Below are 21,971 nucleotides of genomic sequence, written 5' to 3' on the forward strand. Positions count from 1 at the left end.
CAGAGTAGAAAAAAGAAAATGGTGTCCATCCTGTCCATCAAGTCCATTTTGTCCACTACTCTCCCCGCGCCGCTCGCCGCCCTTCACACGGCACGCCCCTTCCGATTCTATAAAACGGCGCAGAATACTCCTGCGCGCCCTCGTCCGCTGTCTGATGTCAGAAAAATCCGGAAGGCGAGGAATAGGGCCTTTTTTATGCGATTGCGGCGGCTTTTCGCGGGGGTTGCCCCTACGCGCGCACGCGCGCTTTCTAACATTAGTCTTGCAAAAAATTAAGATAAGCGTAATATATTTCAGTTATGTCCGAAGATACCAACGAGGTTGTTGAAACCACCGTTTCCACGACGGCGCAGCATGAATACGGCGCCGCGCAGATTGACAAACTGGAGGGCCTGGAGGCCGTGCGGAAGCGCCCCGGCATGTACATCGGGGACCCTGACGAGAGAGGCTTGCACCACTGCGTATTTGAAGTGCTGGACAACTCCATTGACGAGCATCTGGCCGGCTATTGCAGCAAGATTGACATTGTGATCCATGTGGACGGCTCCATTTCCGTGGTGGACAACGGGCGCGGCATTCCGGTGGATATCCACCCGAAGTTCGGCATCCCCGCCGTGGAACTGGTGCTGACCAATCTGCACGCGGGCGGCAAGTTCGGCCAGGGCGCCTACAAGTACTCCGGCGGTTTGCACGGGGTGGGCGCCAAGTGCGTGAATGCCCTGTCCGACTGGTTCAGGGCGGAAGTGCGCCGCGACGGCAAACGCTACCAGATCAAGTTTGAACGCGGCAAGACGATCGAGCCCCTCCGCGCGGTGGGCGCCTGCGCCTGTGAAATCACGGGTACGACCATTACCTTCTTCCCTGACGCCACCATTTTCACGGATACCACGGAGTTCAAATTTGACCGCCTGACGACGCGCCTGCGCGAACTGGCTTTCCTGAACCCCGGCCTGGTCATCGAGCTGATTGACGAACGGGAGGCCCCGGTGCGCCGGGAAACCTTCTTCTATAAGGAAGGCATTGTGGAATTCGTGCGCCAGCTGGGCCGGAACAAGGAATTGATCAATGAGGACCCCATCTCCATTTCCGGCGTCCGGAAGGTGGAAGTGGAATACGACGGCAAGAAGATGGAGGATGACGTCCTGGTGGACGTGGTGTTCCAGTACAACAACACGTATGAAACGAACATCCTCTGCTTTGCCAACTCCATTTACAACGGGGACGGCGGAACGCACCTTTCCGGTTTCCGCGGCGCCCTGACGCGCGTTATCAACGGCTACGCGAAGGCGAACGGCCTGCTGAAGGAAAAGGACCCCTCCCTGAGCGGAGAGGACGTGCGCGAAGGCCTGGTGGCGGTCATCTCCGTCAAGATGCCCAACCCGCGCTTCTCCTCCCAGACCAAGGACAAGCTGGTGAACACGGAGATTGAAGGCGTGGTGGGCAACGTCGTGTACGAAGAGATCAAGACGTACTTCGAGGAAAACCCGGCGATGGCCAAGAAGATCATCGAAAAGAGCATCACGGCCGCCCGTGCCCGCGAGGCCGCGCGCAAGGCGCGTGAAACGGTCCGCAAGAGCGCTCTTTCCATCGGCGGCCTTCCGGGCAAGCTGGCGGACTGCTCCGACCGGGACCCCGCCAAGTGCGAACTCTTCATTGTGGAAGGTGACTCCGCAGGCGGCTCCGCCAAGATGGGGCGCGACCGCCGCACGCAGGCCATCCTGCCCCTGCGCGGGAAAGTGCTTAACGTGGAAAAGGCGCGGCTGGACAAGGCCCTGGGCAGCCGGGAAATCCAGAACATGATCACGGCCATCGGCGCCGGGATCGGAGACGGGGATGATGAGGCCTCCTTCAAGCTGGACCGGGTGCGCTACCACAAGATCATCATCATGACTGACGCGGACGTGGACGGCGCCCACATCCGCACTCTGCTGCTCACCTTCTTCTGCCGCCACATGCCGCAGCTCGTGCGCGCCGGGTACCTGTACATCGCGCAGGCGCCCCTGTACCGCATTATCCGCAGGAAGAAGGAGGAATACGTGCAGGATGACGTGGCCCTGAACCGCAAACTGATTGAACTGGCCGTCAATGACGTGACCCTCCGCTTTGCGGACGGTTCCCGTTCCTTTACGCCGGACGAGCTCTCCGCCATCCTGGAAACGCTGGTCAACCTCCAGCGCTACACGGAATCCATGCAGGCGCAGGGCGGCTCCCTGGAAGACCTGCTCAACCACCGGGAGGCAAACGGGGATTTCCCCGAATTCCTGGTGAAGGTGCGCAGCGGCAATGAAGAGGAAATCCTCTTCTTCCATGACATGGAAGCCCTCACTGCCTTTTCCGAAGAAAACAGGGACCTCTTCATCTTCGGCATGCCCACGGAAGAGGAACTGCTGGAAAACCCCCTCCCGGACCGGGAAGGGCCCAGCCGCCGTTCCATCACCCATGAACTGCATGAGGCCAAGGCTATTGCGCGCGCCCTGACGCGCCTGGCTGAACTCGGCATCCCCGGGAACATGCTCGTATCCATGGATACGCCCCTGTTTGAACTGGTGGAAGGGGAAGGAGACAAGGAACGGACCACGGCCCTCTTCTCCGTAATGGACATTCTGGAATCCGTCATCACCATCGGCAAGCGCGGCGTGGAAATCACGCGATTCAAGGGCCTGGGTGAAATGGACGCCAAGGACCTGTTCAAGACGACGATGGACCCGGAACGGCGCGAGCTGCTCCGCGTCATCCTGAATGACGACAACGCCGTCAGGGCTGATGAAATGTTCACCATCCTGATGGGGGACGTGGTGGAGCCCCGCAAGAACTACATCGTGGACCACGCCCTCAACGTCCGCAACCTTGATGTTTAATCCCCAGACTTTCTCTCAGAACCATGGAAAACAATAGAATCAAACCGGTGGACGTAGCCAGCGAGCTCTCCACTTCTTTCCTGGACTACTCCATGTCCGTCATCATCTCCCGCGCCCTGCCGGACGTGAGAGACGGCCTCAAGCCCTCCCAGAGGCGTATCCTGTACGCCATGAAGGAGCTGAACCTGTCCCCCGGCGGGAAGACCCGCAAATGCTCCAAAATCGTGGGTGACACCATGGGTAACTACCACCCGCACGGGGACGCCGCCATTTACGGCACCCTGGTGAACATGGCGCAGGACTGGTCCATGCGGGACATCCTCGTCATCGGGCAGGGCAACTTCGGCACGCCGGACGGGGACCCCCCCGCCGCCGCCCGATACACGGAAGCCAAGCTCTCCGGCATGGGCGTGGCCCTGATGGCGGACCTGGACAAGGACACCGTGGACTTCGTTCCCACGTACGACAACGAGCACACGGAACCCACCGTGTTCCCCTCCGCCTTCCCGAACCTGCTGGTCAACGGCGGCACGGGGATTGCCGTGGGGATGGCTACCAACATGCCTCCGCACAACCTGGGGGAAGTGGTGGACGGCATTTGCGCCGTGATTGACAACCCGCTCATGACGGTGGATGAACTGCGCCAGTACATCAAGGGGCCGGACTTCCCCACCGGGGGCGACGTGCTGGGCTTTTCCGGCATTGACAGCTACTTCCGCACCGGGCGCGGCTCCGTGCGCATCCGCGGGAAGATAGACATGGAAATGACGGACTCCGGCAAGGACCTCCTCATCATCCGTGAAGTGCCGTACGGCGTGAACCGCGCCGCCCTCCAGGAACGCATCGCGGAACTGTACAAGGACAAGATCCTGACGGACATTTCCGGCATCCGCGACCTTTCCGACGAGAAAACCTGCATTGAAATCGAACTCAAGCGGGACGCCCGCCCGCAGGTGGTCATGAACCAGCTTTACAAGCTCACCTCCATGGAGACCTCCTTTGCGGTGAACATGCTGGCGATTCACGACAACCGCCCCAAGACGCTCGCGATGCTGGACGCCATCAACTTCTACATCGAGCACCGCCGGGAGGTGGTCGTGCGCCGCACGCGCTACCTGCTGGGGGATGCGGAAAAGGACGCCGAACGCCTGGAAGCCTTCCTGCTGGCCCTTCACCACATGGATGACTTCATCACCATCATCCGCGACTCCAAGAACAGGGAGGAAGCCCGCGAACGCCTCCAGAACTACACCTTCTCCACGCAGACGGCGGAAAGCCTGGGCATCCTGATCCGTTCCCAGGCCTCCGTGCAGGGGGACCGCTACATCTTTACGGAACGCCAGGTAAACTCCATCCTGGACCTGCGCCTGTACCAGCTCACCGCTCTGGAAAACGACAAGATTTCCGGGGAATACGCGGAACTGCTGGTCCGCATCAAGGACTATCTGGACATCCTGGCGAACGAATCCCGCGTGCTGGGAATCGTGAAGGATGAACTCATGGCCATCAAGGACAAGTACGCCACGCCGCGCGTCACGCGCATCATTCCCTTCTCCGGGGACATGGCCATTGAAGACCTGATCCCGAACGACACGATGATCGTCACCATCACGCACAGCGGCTACATCAAGCGCACCAACTCCGCGGAATACCGCGTGCAGGCCCGTGGGGGCAAGGGCGTGAAGGCCGCCACCACCAAGGGGGCCAGAAAGGATGCGGAGGCGGACTTCATCGAGCACCTCTTCGCCGCCCAGAACCACGACTACCTGATGTTCTTCACGAACACCGGGCGCGTGTACGTGGACCGCGTGTATGAAATTGACGAGGCCGCGCGCAGCGCGCAGGGCCGCAACATCAAGAACCTGCTGGACCTCCAGCCGGAGGAAGCCATCGCCGCCATCCTGCGCCTGGAACGCCGGGTGGATGAAAAAGGCAATGACATCACCTTTGCGGAAGGCAGCGGCAACGTGGTCTTCGCCACGAAGGACGGCACGGTGAAGAAAACCAGCCTGAACGACTTTGTCAACTACCGCAAGGCCGGCATCATCGCCATCAACCTGGAGGAAGGCAACACCCTGGTAAACGCTGAACTCACCACCGGGGAAAATGAAATCGTGCTCGTCACGCATGACGGCATGAGCATCCGCTTCCCGGAGGAAGCCCTCCGCACCCAGGGCCGCAACACCATCGGCGTTCGCGGCATCCGTCCGCGCGCGGGGGACTACGTCGTGGCCCTGGCCATTGTGGACCCGCAGAAAACCCTGCTGGTGGCCTCTGAAAACGGCCTTGGCAAGCGCACCTCCTTTGACGAATACCGCACGCAGGGCCGCGGCGGCACCGGCATCAAGACCATGAACTGCACGGACAAGACCGGGAAGGTGGTATCCGCCACGGTCGTTTCCGAGGAGGATGAACTGATGCTCATGACCACGGCGGGGCAGTCCGTCCGCATCAAGGTAGCCACCGTGCGCGAAACGGGCCGCGCCACCCAGGGCGTGAAGCTCATGACGCTGAACGACGGCGAAGCCATCCAGGACATCTCCATCGTCATTCCGGATGATGAAGACGAGGAAGGTGCGGAGGGAGCGGAAGACGCGGAGGCCGGGGAAGATTCCGGTGAAGCGGAAGCCCCTGCGGAAGAATAAAACTACATGGAACCCCGCTCCGGAATCAGCCGGAGCGGGGTTCTTCATCCGCCGTTTTTATGGAAGAAACCCTTTCCCTGCAAAAGTGCGCCGAACGCCTGGAACGGCGCGGATTCAGATGCTTTGTAGTTCCGGGCCTGAAGGAAGCCGCAGGCGTGATGCGCGGCCTGGTGCGGGAGTTCAACCCGGCGTCCGCCTCCTACGGAGACTCCATGACCTTGAAGGCCACGGGAATTCTTGACGACCTGCGGGCCAATCCGGACATTCAATTTTACGACGGCTTTCTTCCGGACATGGACCGAGAGGAAAAATGGGAAATCCGCCGCCGCGGCATGACGGCGGACCTGTTCCTGACCGGAATCAACGCCGTCAGCATGAAGGCAACCCTGCACTGGGTGGACATGGTGGGCAACCGCGTGGCTCCCGTAGCGTTCGGCCCACGGCACGTCATTCTGCTGGCCGGAGCCAACAAGCTGGTGGCCACGCCGGAGGAGGCGCGGGAACGCATCCGCCGCATCGCCCCGCTGAACGCCAAACGCCATGAAGACTTCAAGACGCCCTGCATGTACACGGGAACCTGTGCGGACTGCAACTCCCCGGACCGCCTGTGCAACATCCATATGTCCATTGTCAAATGCTTCCCCAAGGGAAGGATCACTGTCATCCTGACGGAGGAATCCGGAGGACTCTGAGCCGTTCTGCCATGCCCGTTCAATCCCGGATAGAAATCATGGCCCCGGCGGGGTCGTTTGAATCCCTGGCCGCTGCGTTGCAGGGCGGGGCGGACTCCGTCTACTTCGGCGTGGGGAAGCTGAACATGCGTTCCCGCGCCACGGCCAACTTTTCAGAGGAAGACCTGCCGGAAATCGTGGCCCGCTGCCATGAGGCGGGAGCTAAGGCCTACCTGACGCTGAACATCATCGTGTATGATGAAGAGCTGGAGGCGGTGCATGCCCTGTGCGGCTCCGCCCGGAAGGCCGGAGTGGACGCCGTCATCGCCTCCGACCTGGCGGTGATCGCCCATGCCCGCTCCATCGGGCTGGAAGTCCACATGTCCGTGCAGGCCAACGTCTGCAACATGGCCTCCGTCAGGTTCTACGCGCAGTACGCGGATGTGGTGGTGCTGGCACGGGAACTCACTCTGGCGCAAATCCGGCACATCATTGAATCCATCCGGAAGGAGGACGTGAGGGCCCCCTCCGGGGAACTGCTCCGGGTGGAAATCTTTGCCCACGGGGCGCTGTGCGTGGCCGTTTCCGGCAAATGCCACATGAGCCTGGCGGCTTACAACTCCTCCGCCAACCGGGGCGCCTGCTTCCAGAACTGCCGCCGCGCCTACCGCGTGACGGATGAGGAAACGGGCAATGAACTGGTGATAGACAACAAATACGTGATGTCTCCCCGGGACCTGTGCACCGTTCCGGTGCTGGACCAGCTTCTGGACGCGGGCGTCTCCGTGCTGAAGCTGGAGGGGCGCGGCCGCTCCTCGGATTACGTCAGAACGGTCACCTCCGTGTACCGGGAGGCCGCCCAGGCATGCCTGGACGGAACCTTTTCCGCGGACAGGGCGGAAGCGTGGATGAAGCGGCTGGAATCCGTCTTCAACCGCGGATTCTGGCAGGGCGGGTATTACCTGGGCGTGAAATGGGGGGAATGGAGCGGTTCCGCCAACAGCCGCGCCGCCCTGCTGAAAATCCACATTGCCAAGGTGGAAAACTTTTATAAAAAGAACGGGGTGGCTGCCCTGTACCTGGAAGCCGGCGGCTTGTCCGCGGGGCAGACCATCCTCATTGCAGGGCCCACCACGGGGGCCGTCCGCGTGGAAGTGGAATCCATGCGGCGGGAGACGGCGGCGGGCATGGAACCCGTGGACGCCGCGCAAAAAGGGGAAACCGTCTACCTAGCGGTTCCTGAACAAGTGCGCCGCCGGGACAAGGTGTACCTGCTGCGCCCCCGCACGCTGGAAGATTCCTGAACTTCCTATTCCGCAGGAATGTAACAACAAGGCCGCCGGAAGAAAGGCAAACGGCTGTTCCCTCTTTCTCCGGCGCTTGTTTTTCCCGGATGCCGGGGATGAACGGAGAAATGCCGCTGCTCATGCTCCCGTTCCCTGTCCGGAAAGACGTTAATTCCCGTCGTCAGGCAGTTGGAGCAATGGAGGAATGAATTCAGGCCTGCCATGAAAAAAATCCTGGGCATGGAGGACGGGCGGTAGGATTCCCCATGCCGCTTTCTGCCGGAGCCGTTTTTCCACAACCTCCTTCCCTTAAAATCAGATATTGAATTCCGGAATTGAGAGTCCGGTGGGATTAAATGATGCGTTCACCCTCTGCTGATTAGGCAGAAAATTAATCGGTACGGAAATTCCCGTTGAATGAAAAAGAATTTCTCCTGCGTACTAGTGTAAAACTGTACGCCATGTTTGACTCATGTTCCATCCTGCGCCTTCTCTCCTGCGGCTGTGCCGTACTGGGATCCGGAATACTCCACGCTTCCGGACTTCAGCCCTGGCTGCGGGAATTGTCCGGAATTCCGCTCGCGGCCTCCGCAGAGGGAAGGAACCAATGGATGCAGCAATTATGGGCGCGGACGGCGGAACATGTATCTTCCCTTTCCGATCCGTCTGCCGCGGATGACTGCGGGGATGCGATGGCGCTGCTGGCTCCCGTGTTCCAGGCATGGCCGGACGGGCAGAAAGCCGGGGCCGTGCTGGCGGAAATCCTTTCCGTTCCGGCGGAGCGGGTGGGAGCCGTTTCTTCCTGGGACGGCCTGATGAAGCATCAGGAAGCCATCCTGGAAAAAGTCCGCTTCCTCCGTCTGAAGAAACTGGCGGCTTATTATGATGCGGCCGCCATCCGCCGCGCGGTGAAGCGCAACCGGGAAAAATACGGGGAACGGTACCCTGATGCTGAGGTTTTCCTGGCCCGGCTGGATGAATGGGAGAAGAAGCTGGGGCCGCTGGACCGGTGGGTGGAACAGGCCGGGCCGGAGCAGGCGGACCAATTGCGTGAACTGGTGGAACTGCGGAAAAAGGCCCTTATTGAATCCCTGCCGGAACAGGACTCCCTGCGGGAATGGGTGGGCGTGCGGCGTTTCAACCCGTCCGGAAAAAGCTCCTTCAATCATGACCGCCCGGCCAACTGGCAGGGAATCTCCAGCATGCCGGGGCCGGGCCGCACGTACCGCAGCGGCATCGTGAAATTTGACGGCATCTCCTCTTCCTCCCCCGCGGCGCAGCTGCTGGGGGACGACCGCTGGATGGGGCATCTGGAAGTGGACTTTTCCGGGGAAAGGCTCATGTTCACCGGAAACCGCTTCGGCAAGAAGGAAAACAGGCCCTGGGACGTCTTTGAACTGGACCTGAAAACCGGGAAAATGGAAGCCCTCACCGCCCACATGCCGGCGGATACGGATAGCTACAACTCCTGCTACCTGCCGGACGGCCGCGTCATCTTCGTCAACACCTCCGGCATGCAGGGCGTGCCCTGCGTAACCGGGGTGGACTACGTGGGGAACATCCACCTTTACGACCGGGAGAGGAAGACGACCCGGCGGCTCACCTTTGACCAGGACAACAACTGGTTCCCCACCATGCTGCCGGACGGCCGCGTGATGTTCCTGCGCTGGGAATACACGGAGAGCGCCCACTACTTCAGCCGCGTGCTGATGCACATGAATCCGGACGGCAGCGACCAGAAGGAATACTACGGTTCCAACTCCTACTGGCCCAACAGCCTGTTCAATGCCCGCCCGCTTCCCGGCAGGCCGGGCATGTTCGCGGGCATTGTGAGCGGGCACCATGGTGTCAAGCGGCTTGGGGAACTGGTCATCTTTGACGTGAACCGGGGCCGTACCGCCACGGAGGGCGCCGTGCAGAAAATCCCGGGCTACGGAAAACCCGTGGAAAACGTCACCAGGGACCAGTTGGTGGAGGGGTTGAAGACTCCCTATTTTGCGGAACCGTATCCGCTGAATGAGGAAACCTTCCTGGCTGTCTCCTCCCCTTCCGGCAACCAGGGCGTGACCAATGTGGTCTGGTGCGACGTGTACGACAACATCGTTCCTCTCACGGCTTCCTCCTATTTCATTTATGCGGACCCCGCGCCGCTGCGCCCGCGCAAAAAGCCGCCCGTGCTCCATGACCGCGTGAAGCCGGAGAGCAAGACGGCCACGGTCTATATCTCCGACGTGTACCGGGGCCGCGCCATGGCCGGAGTGCCGAAGGGGGAGGCAACATCCCTGCGCGTGTTCATGTCCGAGTACAGCCCCCGCAACACCGGAAGCCACTATGCCATGGGCATGGAAAGCAACTGGGACTTGAAGGTGCTGTACGGCACCGTTCCCGTGAATCCTGACGGCTCCGCCATCTTTACGGCACCCGCCAACCAGCCGCTGACCCTCCAGGTGCTGGACGGGGAAGGGCGCGCCCTGGCGCTGATGCGGAGCTGGTTTTCTGCCATGCCGGGGGAAACGTTAAGCTGCATCGGCTGCCATGAACGGCAGAACTACGCGCCGCCCGCCAAGGCGGTCATGGCCTCCCGGCAGAAGCCTGCCGCCATCACCCCGTGGTACGGTCCGGCGCGCACCTTCTCCTTCATGAATGAAGTGCAGCCCGTGCTGGACCGCCACTGCGTCCGCTGCCACACCGCGGAAAACAAGGCCCGCGCGGGAGTCCCGGACTTCATGACATTGGAGGCCGTCAAGGGTGCGCCCGCTCCCGGGTCCGTCGCGTACTGGAACCTGCACCCCTACGTGCGCCGCAACGGTCCGGAGGGAAACTACCTGGGGCTGGCCCCCACGGAGTTCTTCGCGGATACGTCGGAACTTTACCAGCTCCTTAAAAAGGGGCATCACGGTGTGGAGATGCCTCAGGAGGACTGGAACCGTCTGGTCACGTGGATGGACATGAACGCCCCCTACCTGGGCGAATGGCCGGGAGAGCGCAATGAAGGATTGCTGAAACGCCGCTATGACCTGCACAGGCAATTCTCCGGAGCGGAACGGAATTACGTGACCATGAAGGACTCCCTGTTCCGGAGAAACGCCAGCGGCGTCATCGTTGACGGCGGCAAGTCTGTCCCCCGCGCCAGTGAAAAAAGCGTGCCCGTCCCGGAACCGCGGAATGAAACGCTGGCTGTGGATTTGGGGGGTGGCGTAAGCATGACGTTCCGCCGCATTCCCGCGGGAAAATTCAGGATGGGAAGTGAACGGGAAACCCCGGCGGAAAGCCCCGTTTCCCCGGTGGAGATTGAACAACCGTTCTGGATGGGAGAGGCGGAAGTGACGCTGGAGCAATACCGCCGCTTTGACCCGGAATACCTCAACGGATGGTACGACATGCACTACAAGGACCAGGTGAGGCCCGGCTACGACATGGACGCCAATCCGCGTTTTCCGGTCATCCGGGTGCCGTGGACCAGGGCCATGGAATTCTGCCGCTGGCTTTCCGGGAAAACGGGGAAAAAGGTGACGCTGCCCACGGAAGCGCAGTGGGAATACGCGGCCAGGGGCGGAGCGGGTACGGACTTCTTCTTCGGGGAACGGGATGCGGACTTCTCCGCATACGCCAACCTGGGGGATGTGACGCTGAAGGAGCTTGCCGTCTCCGGCGTGGACCCCAAGCCGATTAAGAATCCCAACCGTTTCTGGGATTTCGTGCCGCGGGATGAAAAATACAATGACGGGAAGCTCCATCTGGCCCCCGTCAAGAGCTACAAGCCGAATGCCTACGGACTGTACGACATGATCGGAAACGCCGCGGAATGGACCCGTTCCGAATACAGGCCCTACCCGTGGAAGGAAGGGGACGGGCGCAATGAAAGCCTGGACTCCCGCGTTCCCCGTGCCGTGCGCGGCGGTTCCTGGTATGACCGCCCCCGGCGGGCCACGTCCTCCTGGCGCTGGGGGTATCCCGGCTGGCGGCCCGTGTACAACGTGGGGTTCCGCGTGATGATAGAAGACTGAATCTGAAATGGCCATGAAACTGACAAAAACGCTCTGCGCCTCCGTGGCTGCCCTCTGCTGCCTGCTGGCCTTCGTCTCATGCAGGCAGGGACCGGATTCCGTTGCCGGTCCTGCCGCTCCGGTGGATGTGAAGGTTTTTAATCATCTGGTTGCCGTGCTGGGGCATGAAAGCCGGACTCTGGAACTGGTGGACCCCGCTTCCGGAGAAAAAGTGAAAAGCATCCGGCTGGGCCAGCCGCCCAACGGCATGGCGCTTGACGGCGCTACCGCCTATGTGGCGGAAGGCGGACCGCGCGGCGTGGTGGAGGTGGTGGACCTGGAAAGCGGGGCGTTGAAAGGTTCCTTTCCGGCGGGGCACACGCCCATGGCCCCCGTGCTGCGCGGAGGTAAGTTGTATGTGGCGTGCCGGTTTGACTCCCAAATTCTGGAAATGGACGCCGCCACCGGGAACGTGCTGAATTCCTGGAACGTTCCCCGTGAACCGGTGGCGCTGGCCGTCTCTCCGGACGGCAGGAAAATATGGGCCGCCGGCCATTTGCCCGCCGGGAAAGCGGACGGGGATTTCACGGCGGCTGCGCTGACGCTGGTGGAAGACGGGAAGGCGGCTCATTTCCCGCTCTCCAACGGGACGCAGGGCGTGCGCGGCATGGCGATGAGCCCGGATGGCCGTTATCTGGCCGTGGCGCACGTGCTGAGCCGCTACCAGGTGCCCACCACGCAGCTGGACCGCGGCTGGATGAACACGAACGCCGTGACGGTTATTGACACGGAACAGCCGGACAAGCCGCACCCCGTCCTGCTGGACGATCCGGATGCGGGGGCGGCCAATCCCTGGGGCGTCGCCTTTTCCGGGGATGGCGGAAAGCTGTTTGTGACGCACGCGGGAACGCATGAGTTGTCCGTGATTGATTTTCCCGGCCTGCTGGACCGCATGAAGCGGGAAAACCGGGAAAACGAACCCGTTTCCGAAAGGCTGGGCTTCCTGCACGGCCTCCGCACCCGCATTCCTCTGCCCCTGAACGGTCCGCGCTCCCTGGCGTGCGACGGGAAAAACGTTTATGTGGCCGGATACTTCTCGGACACGCTGGCGCAAGTCCCCCTCAAGGGGGAAGCGCAACCTCGGAAAATCGCCCTGAATGAAGGATTCCAGCCCTCACGGGAAAAGCTGGGGGAACAGTACTTCAACGACGCCTCCCATTGCTTCCAGGGCTGGCAGAGCTGCGCAACCTGCCACCCGGACAGCCGGGTGGACGGCCTGAACTGGGACCTGCTGAATGACGGCATGGGCAACCCGAAAAACACGCGCACCATGTTCCTCTCCCACCGGACAAGCCCGGTGATGACGCTGGGCGTCCGCGCCTCCGCGGAGGTGGCCGTGACGGCGGGCTTCGTTCACATCCAGTTTCTGGAACCCTCCGGGGAACTGGCGGAATGCGTGAATGAATACCTGAAAAACATGAAGGAAGTTCCCAGTCCGTTCCTGATGGCCGGTTCTCCCTCCAAAGAGCAGACGAAACAGGCCTCCTGCGCGCAGTGCCATGCTCCCGGAGTGGAGCGGGGCGCCTTGTCCGAATCCGCGCGCAGGGGGAAGGAAGTCTTTAAAACGGCCGGGTGCGTGCAGTGCCACCCGCACCCGTACTTCACTACCAAGGAACTGGTGGCTACGGGGACGGCCACGGGGCTGGATGAAGGAAAAAGCATTCTGGTGCCCTCCCTGGTGGAAGTGTGGCGGACCGCCCCCTACCTGCACGACGGCCGGGCGAAGACGGTCCGGGAAGCCATTACGACGCACAATCCTGGGGACATCCGCGGGAAGACAAGTTCTTTAAATGACCGTGAGCTGGAGGACCTGGTCAATTACGTGCAGTCCCTGTAAAGGAGGACACCATGGCGGCGGATTTACCTGAAAAAACGGAATGGCGCGGAAAGGGCGGCGCGGAAGAATATTTCTTCTGCATGACGGCGGAACCGGGCGCGAACTTTGAGGCGGAACTGCGTTCCCTGATGGGCAGGTACCGCGAACTGGGCGGCGGAGGAGAAGATGAATTCCTGCTGCGCTTCCACGTCAGCGATCCGGTGCGCCAATCGGAAACGCTGCGCCGGATGGCGGGGGAGCGGAACTCCTATGTCTCCGTGGTGGGGCAGCCTCCCGCGAACGGGGCCCGCGTGGCCCTGGAAGCATGGCACATCAGCGGAATGCTGGAAAAAAGGCGGAAAGAGGACCAGGGGGGAACGGTGATGACGACCCGGCGTCCGCATTACCGGCTGTTCCTGGCGGGCAGGAAGGAAACCTCCGCTCCGGACAGCTACGGCCAGATGCGGGAGGAATTCCGCTGGCTGGACCGCGCGGCTGCCGCGCACGGAGGAACCGTGCCGGAGCTGGTTCACCGCACGTGGATTTACTGCCGGGACATTGACAACAACTACCGCGGACTGGTGGAAGGACGCAATGAACGCTTTAACCGTTACGGGCTGACGCCGGAAACCCACTTCATCGCCAGCACCGGGATTGAAGGCTGTACGGAAACGCCGGGGCGGCTGCTGCACATGGACAGCCTGGGAATCGTCGGGCTGAAGCCGGGGCAGGTTCGTTACATGGAGGCTCCGGATTACCTGTCCCCCACGCATCTGTACCGGGTGGCCTTTGAACGCGGCGCCCGCATCGTGTACGGGGACCGCTCCCACTACTTCCTTTCCGGCACGGCCAGCATTGACGCGGAGGGGAACATCGTTCACCCGGGGGATGTGGCGCGGCAGACGGCCCGCACCCTGGAAAACATGAACGCCCTGATAGAAAGGAACGGCGGAAGCCTGTCCGACCTCAAACAGGCCGTGGTGTACCTGCGCGACTGGGCGGACCGGGAAACGGTCAGCCGCCGCCTGATGGAATCCCCGCTGGCCGCCGTCCCCCATCTGCTGTTGAAAGCTCCCGTCTGCCGCCCCGGCTGGCTGGTGGAAATAGACGGAATCGCCGTCAATGGCGCCGGAGACGGTGCATTTGCTCCCCTGTAAAGGAACCGTTCCCGGAACAGCCGGGAGCGGCCGATTTCACTTGTTATCCCATGCACGGAAATGGTACCGTACCCCCGCATGACCTATCGCCTTAATACGGATCGCCTGGTGTTCTTTTCCGTGCTGTTGTGGGCGCTGCTGCCGCCGGGCGTTTTTGCCTGGGAAGGTAATCCCCCCAGTCCGGATAATGTGCGGTGGCTGGAACAATTCTGTTCCAGTTATATTCAGTTCCTCACCATGGGCGGGGTGCTGTGCGTGGTCATCGGCTTTGTATGCGCGGCCTTCATCTGGCTGGTGAACCGCCAGGACTGGGCGCGGAGCCTTAAAATCGGAATCCTGTTTATCGTCTCCGCCCTGTGCCTGGTTTTGTACGGCGGTTCTCTCTCCTTTGCCGTGTTTTACCTTCCCCTGGCCCTGATTAATCCGGCCGTGTACTGCTTCAGCGTGAGCAAGGTGGAATAATCGTGCGGGGAAAGACGCGGTTTATTTCTCTTTTCCGTGGCGGATGTCCGTGGCTTCCTTCAGGAAGACGACGGTGGCGGCGATGGTTTTGGCAATGTCTCCGATGCGTTCAATGGAGCGGATGATGAAGAGCAGGTTGACGTTGAGGGAGGGGTGATCCTTCCTGTCAGGGGAGACCAGCAGGGCCAGCGCCTTGCGGTGGGACTTGTCCAGCTTTTTGTCCCGCAGGCGTATTTCCCGTGCGGCGTCCACGTCCTGCGTTTCCAGGCATCGGGCGGCGTCCCGGAATTCGGAAACGGCCATTCCCAGCAGGGGGAGCACTATATCCGGGCACAGGGGTTCCTGGCGCCTGATGGATGCCTTGGCATGCCTGGCGATGCCTGTGACTTCCTCCATGCATTCCTGGAGCTTGTCCCCGCAGCGGGAAAAGGTGAGCACAAGCCGCAGGTCGGACCCCAGGGGATGGAACTGGGTGAGCACGGCGGCGCAGAGGGAGAGAACCTGGCGGGTTTCTTCGTTGAGCGGTTCCCCGTCCGCAATGATGCCGTTGGCCCCGTCGCTGTCCGGGCCGGAGATGACCCGTTCCAGGACGTCCATGTGTTTCAGCAGGCTGCCGCAGACGGCGTTGACGCGGGTGCGGATGGCGTTCAGGGCCGCGTCATAGTGGGGGAGGATGTGGTTGCCGGGAGGTGTCATGAGGTGAATGGCTTGGAAGTTGGGCTTTTTAGCTGAAACGGCCCGTGATGTAGGCTTCCGTTTCTTTTTCCGCCGGGTTGGTGAAGATTTGGGACGTTTCCCCGTATTCCACCAGGCGGCCCATGTACATGAAGGCGGTGCGGTCCGCAATGCGCGTGGCCTGCTGCATGTTGTGGGTGACGATGACGATGGTGAGGTCTTTTTTCAGGTCTTCCATCAGGTCTTCTATTTTCAGCGTGGCGATGGGGTCCAGGGCGGCGCAGGGCTCGTCCATCAGCAGGATCTGGGGGCGGTTGGCGATGGCGCGGGCGATGCACAGCCGCTGCTGCTGGCCTCCGGAAAGGCCGTAGGCGCTTTCGTGCAGCTTGTCCTTTACTTCGTCCCACAGGGCGGCGCCTTTCAGGCTGCGTTCCACGGTTTCATCCAGTTCCGCGCGCCTGCTGCGTCCCGCCACGCGGAGGGGGAAGACGATGTTTTCATAAATGCTCTTCGGGAAGGGGTTGTATTTCTGAAAGACCATGCCCACGCGCTTGCGCAGGGAAATGACTTCCACGCGCGGATCGTACAGGCTGGCGCCGTCAATGCGGATGTCCCCCCGGTGGCGGACGTCCGGAACCAGGTCGTTCATGCGGTTGATGTTGCGGAGCAGGGTGGATTTTCCGCAGCCGGAGGGCCCGATGAGGGCCGTCACGCGGTTGGTTTCAAAGGTCATGCCGATGTTGAAGAGAACCTGTTTGCTTCCGTAAAAGAAGGAGAAATCTTCCACTTCAATGATGGGATCGTCGTCTGGGGCGGCTGGTTCAGTCATGGGATGGTGAAGGAGAACGGGGTTAGAAGCTGGAGGCCGCGTATTTTTTGCGCAGGCGGTTGCGGATGAGGATGGCCGTGAGGTTCATGACCACCACCAGCAGGATGAGCAGCAGCGTGGTGGCGAAGACCATGGGCTGGGCGGCGTCCGAATCCGGGGACTGGAACCCCACGTCATAGATGTGGAAGCCCAGGTGCATGAATTTGCGCTCCAGGTGGATGAAGGGGCCTTCCCCGTCAATGGGCAGGGAAGGGGCCAGCTTCACCACGCCCGTGACCATGAGGGGGGCCACTTCCCCCGCGCCGCGGGCCATGGCCAGGATGAGGCCGGTCATGACGCCCGGCAGGGCGCTGGGCAGGATGATGCGCTTGATCATCTGCCATTTGGAGGCTCCGCAGGCCAGGGCCGCCTCCCGCAGCCCGCGGGGGACGGCGGAGAGGGCCTCTTCCGTGGAGACGATGACCACGGGCAGCGTCATCAGGGCCAGCGTGAGGGAGGCCCACAGGATGCCGGAGGTGCCGAAGGTGGGCGTGTTGTCCACGGCCAGCTTTTTCCAGTAGAAGAGTTCGTCAATCGTTCCGCCCAGGTAGTAGACGAAGAAGCCGAGGCCGAAGACGCCGAAGACGATGGAAGGCACGCCCGCCAGGTTATTCACGCAGATGCGCACGGCCTGCACCAGGGCTCCCTGCCTGGCGTATTCCCGCAGGTAGATGGCGCCGATGACCCCCACGGGCGTAACCAGCGCGCTCATGAGCAGGGTCATGATGAAGGTGCCGAAGATGGCGGGGAAGATGCCGCCTTCCGTGTTGGCCTCCCGCGGGTCATCCATGATGAAGTGGTACAGGTTGTGGAGGAAGACGCCGCATTTGCCGAAGAAGCCCAGGTCGTTCGGCTGGTAGCCGTAAACGATTTTGTCCATGCTGGTTTCCTTCCTCTCCCCGTCTCCCAGGGCATACACGAGCGTGTCCCGGCCCTGCTGTTCCCTCAGCCTGCCCGCCTCTGCGGTGTACCGGGCGTATTCCGCGTTGAGCTGCTCCACCCTGGCGCGGAGCCGGTCCAGTTCCCCCGCCGGGTCATCCATGCCCGTGAGGATGGGGTTTTCCCTGGGCGTGGCCGTGCGCCGTCCGTTTTCCTCCCGGATGTCATAGGAGCGTTCAATGGCCTTGATGTCCAGCTTGGCGTCCGCCAGCCGGGTGTTGACGGCGCCGATGTCTTTGGCGTCAATGGCCTTGATGTCGTCCCGCAACTCCGCTTCCCGGTCCAGCGCGCGGCGGAAGGCCGTCATGAATTCCGGGGAGGAGGCCGGGACGGTTTCTCCGGAGGCCAGCTTGAGCTCCAGCGGTTTGACCAGGGCTTTTCCTCCCTCCATGCGTTCCAGGCACAGGAGCCCTTTTGGGGTGGAGGAGGCGGTGACGTGGTGCGCGTCCACGTAGCGGTAGGATTGCCCGTAGGCTTCCTTGCTTCCGGTGAAGAGCTGGTATTCCCGCACGTCCTTCGCCATGGAGCCGGGGAGGGCGGGGTCCGCGGGCATGTGGCGCGTCTGGTCCTTCGTGATGCCGGCGTACAGGACAAGGGGTTTTTCCCCCTGTGAAGCGGGGGCGATCGTCAGTTCATGGACGGTTTTGGGCCAGAAAGCCTCCAGGCCGTTGAAGACGATGATGCCCAGCAGGCCGAAGATCATGATGAGGCCCAGGGAGAGCCCGATGGAGGTGAGCCAGATGTTGACTTCCCCCAGGGGGCGTTTGGGGGCGGGCGGAAGGCTGAAGTCCTGTTTCATGGAAGATGGATTGGAAGAGGGAGAGGAAGTCTCAAATGACGTTGAAGCGTTTGCGGAGCCGCTGGCGCACGATTTCCGCCAGGGTGTTCAGGATGAACGTCATGGAGAAGAGGATGAGGCCGCCCAGGAAGAGGACGCGGTAGTGGGTGGAGTCCTGCGCCGCCTCCGGCAGTTCCGTGGCGATGTTGGCGGAGAGGGTGCGCATGCCGTTGAAGATGTTCCAGTCCATGATAGGGGTGTTCCCCGTGGCCATCAGCACGATCATGGTTTCCCCCACGGCTCTGCCCAGACCTATCATCAGGGCGGAGAAGATGCCCGCGGAAGCCACCGGAAGGACCACGGTGCGGACCATCTGCCAGCGGCTGGCCCCCAGCGCCTCCGAGGCGGCGATAAGGGAAGGGGGGACGTTGCTCAGGGCATCCTCGGAAATGGTGAAGATGACGGGGATGACGGCAAAGCCCATGATGAACCCCACCACCAGGGAGTTGCGCTGTTCATAGGGCATGCCGAAGCCGTTGCGCCACAGGTCCGCGAAGCTGGCGGCCTGGAAGTCCCCCGCGCCCCACAGTCCCATGACGCCGCGGCAGAGGCTGATGAGGGGCTGTTCCAGCCAGTAGCCCAGGTATTCCCAGCAGAACCAGGCGCAGAGCAGGATGACGGGAGTCATGACGATGTATTCCACGCCGCGGCTGAATTTGTTGCGCCAGGCCGCGGGCCGCGTGGTCCAGAACCACGCGATCAGGGCCGCCAGGCCGGGAATGAGGACGGCCATGCAGAGCAGGGCGGGCACCTTGTCCTCCATTCTGGGGGCCAGGTAGAGCGCGCCGAAGAAGCCCAGCACCACGGAGGGCAGGGACGCCATGATTTCCATGACGGGTTTTACCACCCGCTTGACGGAGGGGGCCATGAAGTGGGCCGTGTAAATGGCGGCCATGACCGCTACCGGAACGGCGAAGACGAGGGCGTACAGGGTGCCTTTCAGCGTGCCGAAGACCAGGGGCATCAGGGAGAGCTTGGATTCATAGTCGTCCGTGCCGCCCACGGATTGCCAGAGCCATTTGGGGGAGTCATACCCTTCATACCAGATTTTCCCGGCCAGGGCTTTGGAGCCTGCTTCCGGGTGCCTGTCTTCCATGGAGAAGAAGTGGACCTTTCCCCCGGCGTCCACGGCAATGGCAGAGCTGAATTCCGTGTTGGCCGCCAGCTGGACCGGGGTGAATTCCAGCGGGTCGCTGTTCCAGCGGACATCAGCCGTGGTTCCGTAGCAGAGCCTGAGTTCCCGCGGAGTGGAGACCAGGAAGGAACGGTTGATGCCGGAGGCGGCGTAATGCTGCACCGGGCCGTCCAGGGGGGGGAACTGCCTGGTCTGCCCGAAGAGGCGCACGGCGGGGCCGTCCGGGCGGGGGTGGGGATACAGGCTGAAAATTTTAAGGCTTCCCTTGTCGCCGCCTATCACCAGGGACATGTCTCCGAAGAGCCAGTTGACGGAGGTCATTTTTTCTCCGCTTCCCAGGGGGGACGGAATGGTTTGGCGCTTGACCCACGTTTCCCCGTCTTCATCATAGGAGAAGTAAAGGAGTTTGTCCGTGTCCGTAGCGATGACGAGGCTGTCTCCGGAGGCGCCGGGCAGCAGGGCGGCGGGGCGGCCTTCAAGCTGGTCCGTCAGGTCATGGAAGCCGGAGGGGGCCAGCTCCCCTTCATGGAGCAGGGAGCGGGATTCCTCCAGCGTCATCAGCAGGAGGCGCGGACCCTGTTCCGTCTCCGCGGTCGCGGTGAAGATTTTCCGTTCCCCCGCGTCCGCGTAGGCTATGCGGGATATTCTGCCGGGAACGGAGCCGCTTTCCGTCAAGGGGTAGAGCGGGCTGGTTTCCGTTCCGGCCTTGTCCGGGCCGTGCGCGTTCGCCTGGCCGTGGATGTTGAGCCCGGAATGGACGGAGATGAGGCCCGCCTTGCCGGATTCCGTGGCGATGGCGTAGGCCGCCAGGGATGAATCATAGGAATGGGCGCAGACGGTTTCCCCGTCCGGCAGGGATACGGGAGCGGGATTCAGGTTCCCGGTTGCCTTGTCCAGAAAGAAGACGTTTTTGCCGTTGTCATAAACGAAGGGGAGCGTGCCGGAAGGGTCCAGGCCCCAGGTTCCCTGGACAGGGGCGGACGGCGCGAGGTGCTGCCGTTCTTCCACGTCCGCGCCCTGGAAGAGGGGAATGGTGACGGCCAGCAGGAAAAAGAGGATGCCGAAAACGGCTACAATGACGGTAAAGCCCCCGCCGATGATGGTTTTAGTCATGATGCGGTCAAACCACAGCGTGGTTTTTGCCACCTGGAAGCGTTCCGGAACGGGCTTGGGCTTCTTGGGCGGCGCGGGAGAGGGGGCTTTGGCGCTCATGACGGCAGGCGGTGGAGAGGGGAGTTGGGGGCAGGACTCCGGCGGGAAGGCCGCAATCCTGCCCCGGCATGTGTTGATGGCGTATGGAAGGGGTGTTTATTCAATGCTCTTGAGGACATCCGCGCTGACCTTGGCGGGAATCGGGTAATAGCCGTCCTTGGTCACGATTTCCTGGCCGTCCTTGGAGACGATGAACTTGATGAATTCCCTGGTCAGGGTGTCCAGGGGTTCGCCGGGCTTCTTGTTGACGTAAATCAGCAGGTAGCGGGAGAGCGGGTATTTGCCGCTGATGCAGTTGTCGTAAGAAGGCTGCACGGCCACCTGGCCGCCTTTTTCCGCCAGGGAGAGGGTTTTCACGCCGGAGGTGACGTATCCGATGCCGGAGTAGCCGATCCCCTGTTCATCAGAGCTGATGCCCTGCACGACGGCGGAGGAGCCGGGCTGTTCCTTCACGGAGTTTTTGTAGTCCCCCTTCTTCAGGGCGATTTCCTTCACGAAGCCGTTCGTGCCGGAGGCGCTGTTACGGCCGTAGATGGAGATGGCTTTTCCCTTCATGGAGGGGACGCCCGCATCGCCCCAGTCGGAGATGTTGGAGCCCCCGCGCTTGAAGGTGGAGGAGAAGATGGAGTCAATCTGCGACAGGGAAAGGGCCTGGATGGGATTGTTCTTGTTGACGAAGAAGGCCACGGCGTCCAGGGCCACCTTGATTTCCGTCGGCTTGTAGCCGTATTTGGCTTCAAAGGCCGCTATTTCCTCCCGCTTCATCTGGCGGCTCATGGGGGCGAGCTGGGCCGTCCCTGCCGTGAGGGCGGGGGGAGCCGTGGAAGACCCTTTGCCTTCAACGCCGATTTTGACGCTGGGGTACTTCTTGCTGAATCCTTCCGCCCAAAGGGTCATCAGGTTGTTCAGCGTATCGGAACCGACGGCGCTCAGGTTGCCGGAAACGCCGCTGGTGGGCGCATACGGCTTGATGCTGCTGTCAACGGTTACTTTCTCGGCGGCCATGCTCAGGGAGCTGAGAGCGGCTGCGATGGTCAGGATTTTGGCGACAAATTTCATGGCGTCTTTTCTGTTGTGTTGCGTCTTCCGCTTCCCGGACTGTGGCGCCGTTCATGCCGGAAGACGGGGAAGTGATACCCTCCCGCCCCCATGGTGAGGAAGTGAAACCTGGTTAAGAAATCGTCACAAACTGCAAGGATGTGGTTGTGGGGGCTGTCTTTGGGGGAGATAGGGGAGATAGGGGAGATAGGGGAGATAGGGAAGGCCCCATTACCCCTATAAACCTTATAACCCCTATCTTTCTTTCCCTTCCTCCCCTTAAGCACAAAAAGAGCCGCTCCCCGTGGATGGGAAGCGGCGCTGG

The 21,971-nt window shown here is 61.7% G+C and carries 13 protein-coding genes; 8 read left to right on the plus strand and 5 right to left on the minus strand.

Translation table 11 applies throughout. The annotated features are described in order from the left end of the window. The first annotated feature begins 299 nt into the window (after positions 1-299). From gyrB to HJW02_RS12320, 8 genes are all read left to right on the plus strand, one after another. On the plus strand, positions 300-2,858 hold the full coding sequence (gene gyrB, locus HJW02_RS12285; RefSeq protein ID WP_102721758.1) for a DNA topoisomerase (ATP-hydrolyzing) subunit B: 2,559 nt from the start codon (positions 300-302) through the stop codon (positions 2,856-2,858). 23 nt (positions 2,859-2,881) lie between these two features. Next, complete coding sequence (gene gyrA, locus HJW02_RS12290; RefSeq protein ID WP_102721757.1) at positions 2,882-5,503, plus strand: DNA gyrase subunit A; 2,622 nt, start codon at positions 2,882-2,884, stop codon at positions 5,501-5,503. A 59-nt stretch (positions 5,504-5,562) separates the two neighbouring features. Continuing rightward, positions 5,563-6,195, plus strand: a complete 633-nt coding sequence (locus HJW02_RS12295; protein ID WP_102721756.1) for a lactate utilization protein — start codon at positions 5,563-5,565, stop codon at positions 6,193-6,195. Positions 6,196-6,206: 11 nt separating this feature from the next. Beyond that, on the plus strand, positions 6,207-7,478 hold the full coding sequence (locus HJW02_RS12300; RefSeq protein ID WP_102721755.1) for a peptidase U32 family protein: 1,272 nt from the start codon (positions 6,207-6,209) through the stop codon (positions 7,476-7,478). Positions 7,479-7,921: 443 nt separating this feature from the next. After that, complete coding sequence (locus HJW02_RS12305; RefSeq protein ID WP_102733175.1) at positions 7,922-11,467, plus strand: SUMF1/EgtB/PvdO family nonheme iron enzyme; 3,546 nt, start codon at positions 7,922-7,924, stop codon at positions 11,465-11,467. Positions 11,468-11,480: 13 nt separating this feature from the next. Continuing rightward, positions 11,481-13,343, plus strand: a complete 1,863-nt coding sequence (locus HJW02_RS12310; protein ID WP_180971050.1) for a multiheme c-type cytochrome — start codon at positions 11,481-11,483, stop codon at positions 13,341-13,343. Positions 13,344-13,354: 11 nt separating this feature from the next. After that, the gene (locus HJW02_RS12315) at positions 13,355-14,479 is read left to right on the plus strand and encodes a Rid family hydrolase (RefSeq protein ID WP_102721751.1); all 1,125 of its coding nucleotides are present in this window, start codon (positions 13,355-13,357) and stop codon (positions 14,477-14,479) included. 78 nt (positions 14,480-14,557) lie between these two features. Next, positions 14,558-14,941 carry a hypothetical protein gene (locus HJW02_RS12320; RefSeq protein WP_102721750.1) on the plus strand — a complete coding sequence of 128 codons (384 nt, stop codon included), beginning with the start codon at positions 14,558-14,560 and terminating at the stop codon, positions 14,939-14,941. A gap of 21 nt (positions 14,942-14,962) precedes the next feature. Here HJW02_RS12320 and HJW02_RS12325 read toward each other — a convergent pair whose 3' ends face one another. From HJW02_RS12325 to HJW02_RS12345, 5 genes are all read right to left on the minus strand, one after another. Next, positions 14,963-15,637, minus strand: a complete 675-nt coding sequence (locus HJW02_RS12325) for a phosphate uptake regulator PhoU (RefSeq protein WP_102721749.1) — start codon at positions 15,635-15,637, stop codon at positions 14,963-14,965. A 28-nt stretch (positions 15,638-15,665) separates the two neighbouring features. Further along, a complete protein-coding gene (gene pstB / locus HJW02_RS12330) occupies positions 15,666-16,445 on the minus strand; it encodes a phosphate ABC transporter ATP-binding protein PstB (protein ID WP_102721748.1) in 780 nt (259 codons plus the stop codon). A 22-nt stretch (positions 16,446-16,467) separates the two neighbouring features. After that, positions 16,468-18,222 carry a phosphate ABC transporter permease PstA gene (gene pstA, locus HJW02_RS12335; RefSeq protein ID WP_102721747.1) on the minus strand — a complete coding sequence of 585 codons (1,755 nt, stop codon included), beginning with the start codon at positions 18,220-18,222 and terminating at the stop codon, positions 16,468-16,470. A 31-nt stretch (positions 18,223-18,253) separates the two neighbouring features. Continuing rightward, on the minus strand, positions 18,254-20,608 hold the full coding sequence (locus tag HJW02_RS12340) for an ABC transporter permease subunit (RefSeq protein WP_102721746.1): 2,355 nt from the start codon (positions 20,606-20,608) through the stop codon (positions 18,254-18,256). A gap of 96 nt (positions 20,609-20,704) precedes the next feature. Further along, a complete protein-coding gene (locus HJW02_RS12345) occupies positions 20,705-21,667 on the minus strand; it encodes a phosphate ABC transporter substrate-binding protein (protein WP_022397214.1) in 963 nt (320 codons plus the stop codon). Positions 21,668-21,971 lie beyond the last annotated feature (304 nt).

The organism is Akkermansia sp. GGCC_0220, from assembly GCF_017566105.1.
Taxonomy (GTDB): Bacteria; Verrucomicrobiota; Verrucomicrobiia; order Verrucomicrobiales; family Akkermansiaceae; genus Akkermansia; species Akkermansia massiliensis.

Excerpts from the sequence above, each read along its gene's own strand:
- gyrB (WP_102721758.1), top strand. The coding sequence starts at position 300 with ATGTCCGAAGATACCAACGAGGTTGTTGAAACCACCGTTTCCACGACG.
- gyrA (WP_102721757.1), top strand. The coding sequence starts at position 2,882 with ATGGAAAACAATAGAATCAAACCGGTGGACGTAGCCAGCGAGCTCTCC.
- HJW02_RS12295 (WP_102721756.1), top strand. The coding sequence starts at position 5,563 with ATGGAAGAAACCCTTTCCCTGCAAAAGTGCGCCGAACGCCTGGAACGG.
- HJW02_RS12300 (WP_102721755.1), top strand. The coding sequence starts at position 6,207 with ATGCCCGTTCAATCCCGGATAGAAATCATGGCCCCGGCGGGGTCGTTT.
- HJW02_RS12305 (WP_102733175.1), top strand. The coding sequence starts at position 7,922 with ATGTTTGACTCATGTTCCATCCTGCGCCTTCTCTCCTGCGGCTGTGCC.
- HJW02_RS12310 (WP_180971050.1), top strand. The coding sequence starts at position 11,481 with ATGAAACTGACAAAAACGCTCTGCGCCTCCGTGGCTGCCCTCTGCTGC.
- HJW02_RS12315 (WP_102721751.1), top strand. The coding sequence starts at position 13,355 with ATGGCGGCGGATTTACCTGAAAAAACGGAATGGCGCGGAAAGGGCGGC.
- HJW02_RS12320 (WP_102721750.1), top strand. The coding sequence starts at position 14,558 with ATGACCTATCGCCTTAATACGGATCGCCTGGTGTTCTTTTCCGTGCTG.
- HJW02_RS12325 (WP_102721749.1), bottom strand. The coding sequence starts at position 15,637 with ATGACACCTCCCGGCAACCACATCCTCCCCCACTATGACGCGGCCCTG.
- pstB (WP_102721748.1), bottom strand. The coding sequence starts at position 16,445 with ATGACTGAACCAGCCGCCCCAGACGACGATCCCATCATTGAAGTGGAA.
- pstA (WP_102721747.1), bottom strand. The coding sequence starts at position 18,222 with ATGAAACAGGACTTCAGCCTTCCGCCCGCCCCCAAACGCCCCCTGGGG.
- HJW02_RS12340 (WP_102721746.1), bottom strand. The coding sequence starts at position 20,608 with ATGAGCGCCAAAGCCCCCTCTCCCGCGCCGCCCAAGAAGCCCAAGCCC.
- HJW02_RS12345 (WP_022397214.1), bottom strand. The coding sequence starts at position 21,667 with ATGAAATTTGTCGCCAAAATCCTGACCATCGCAGCCGCTCTCAGCTCC.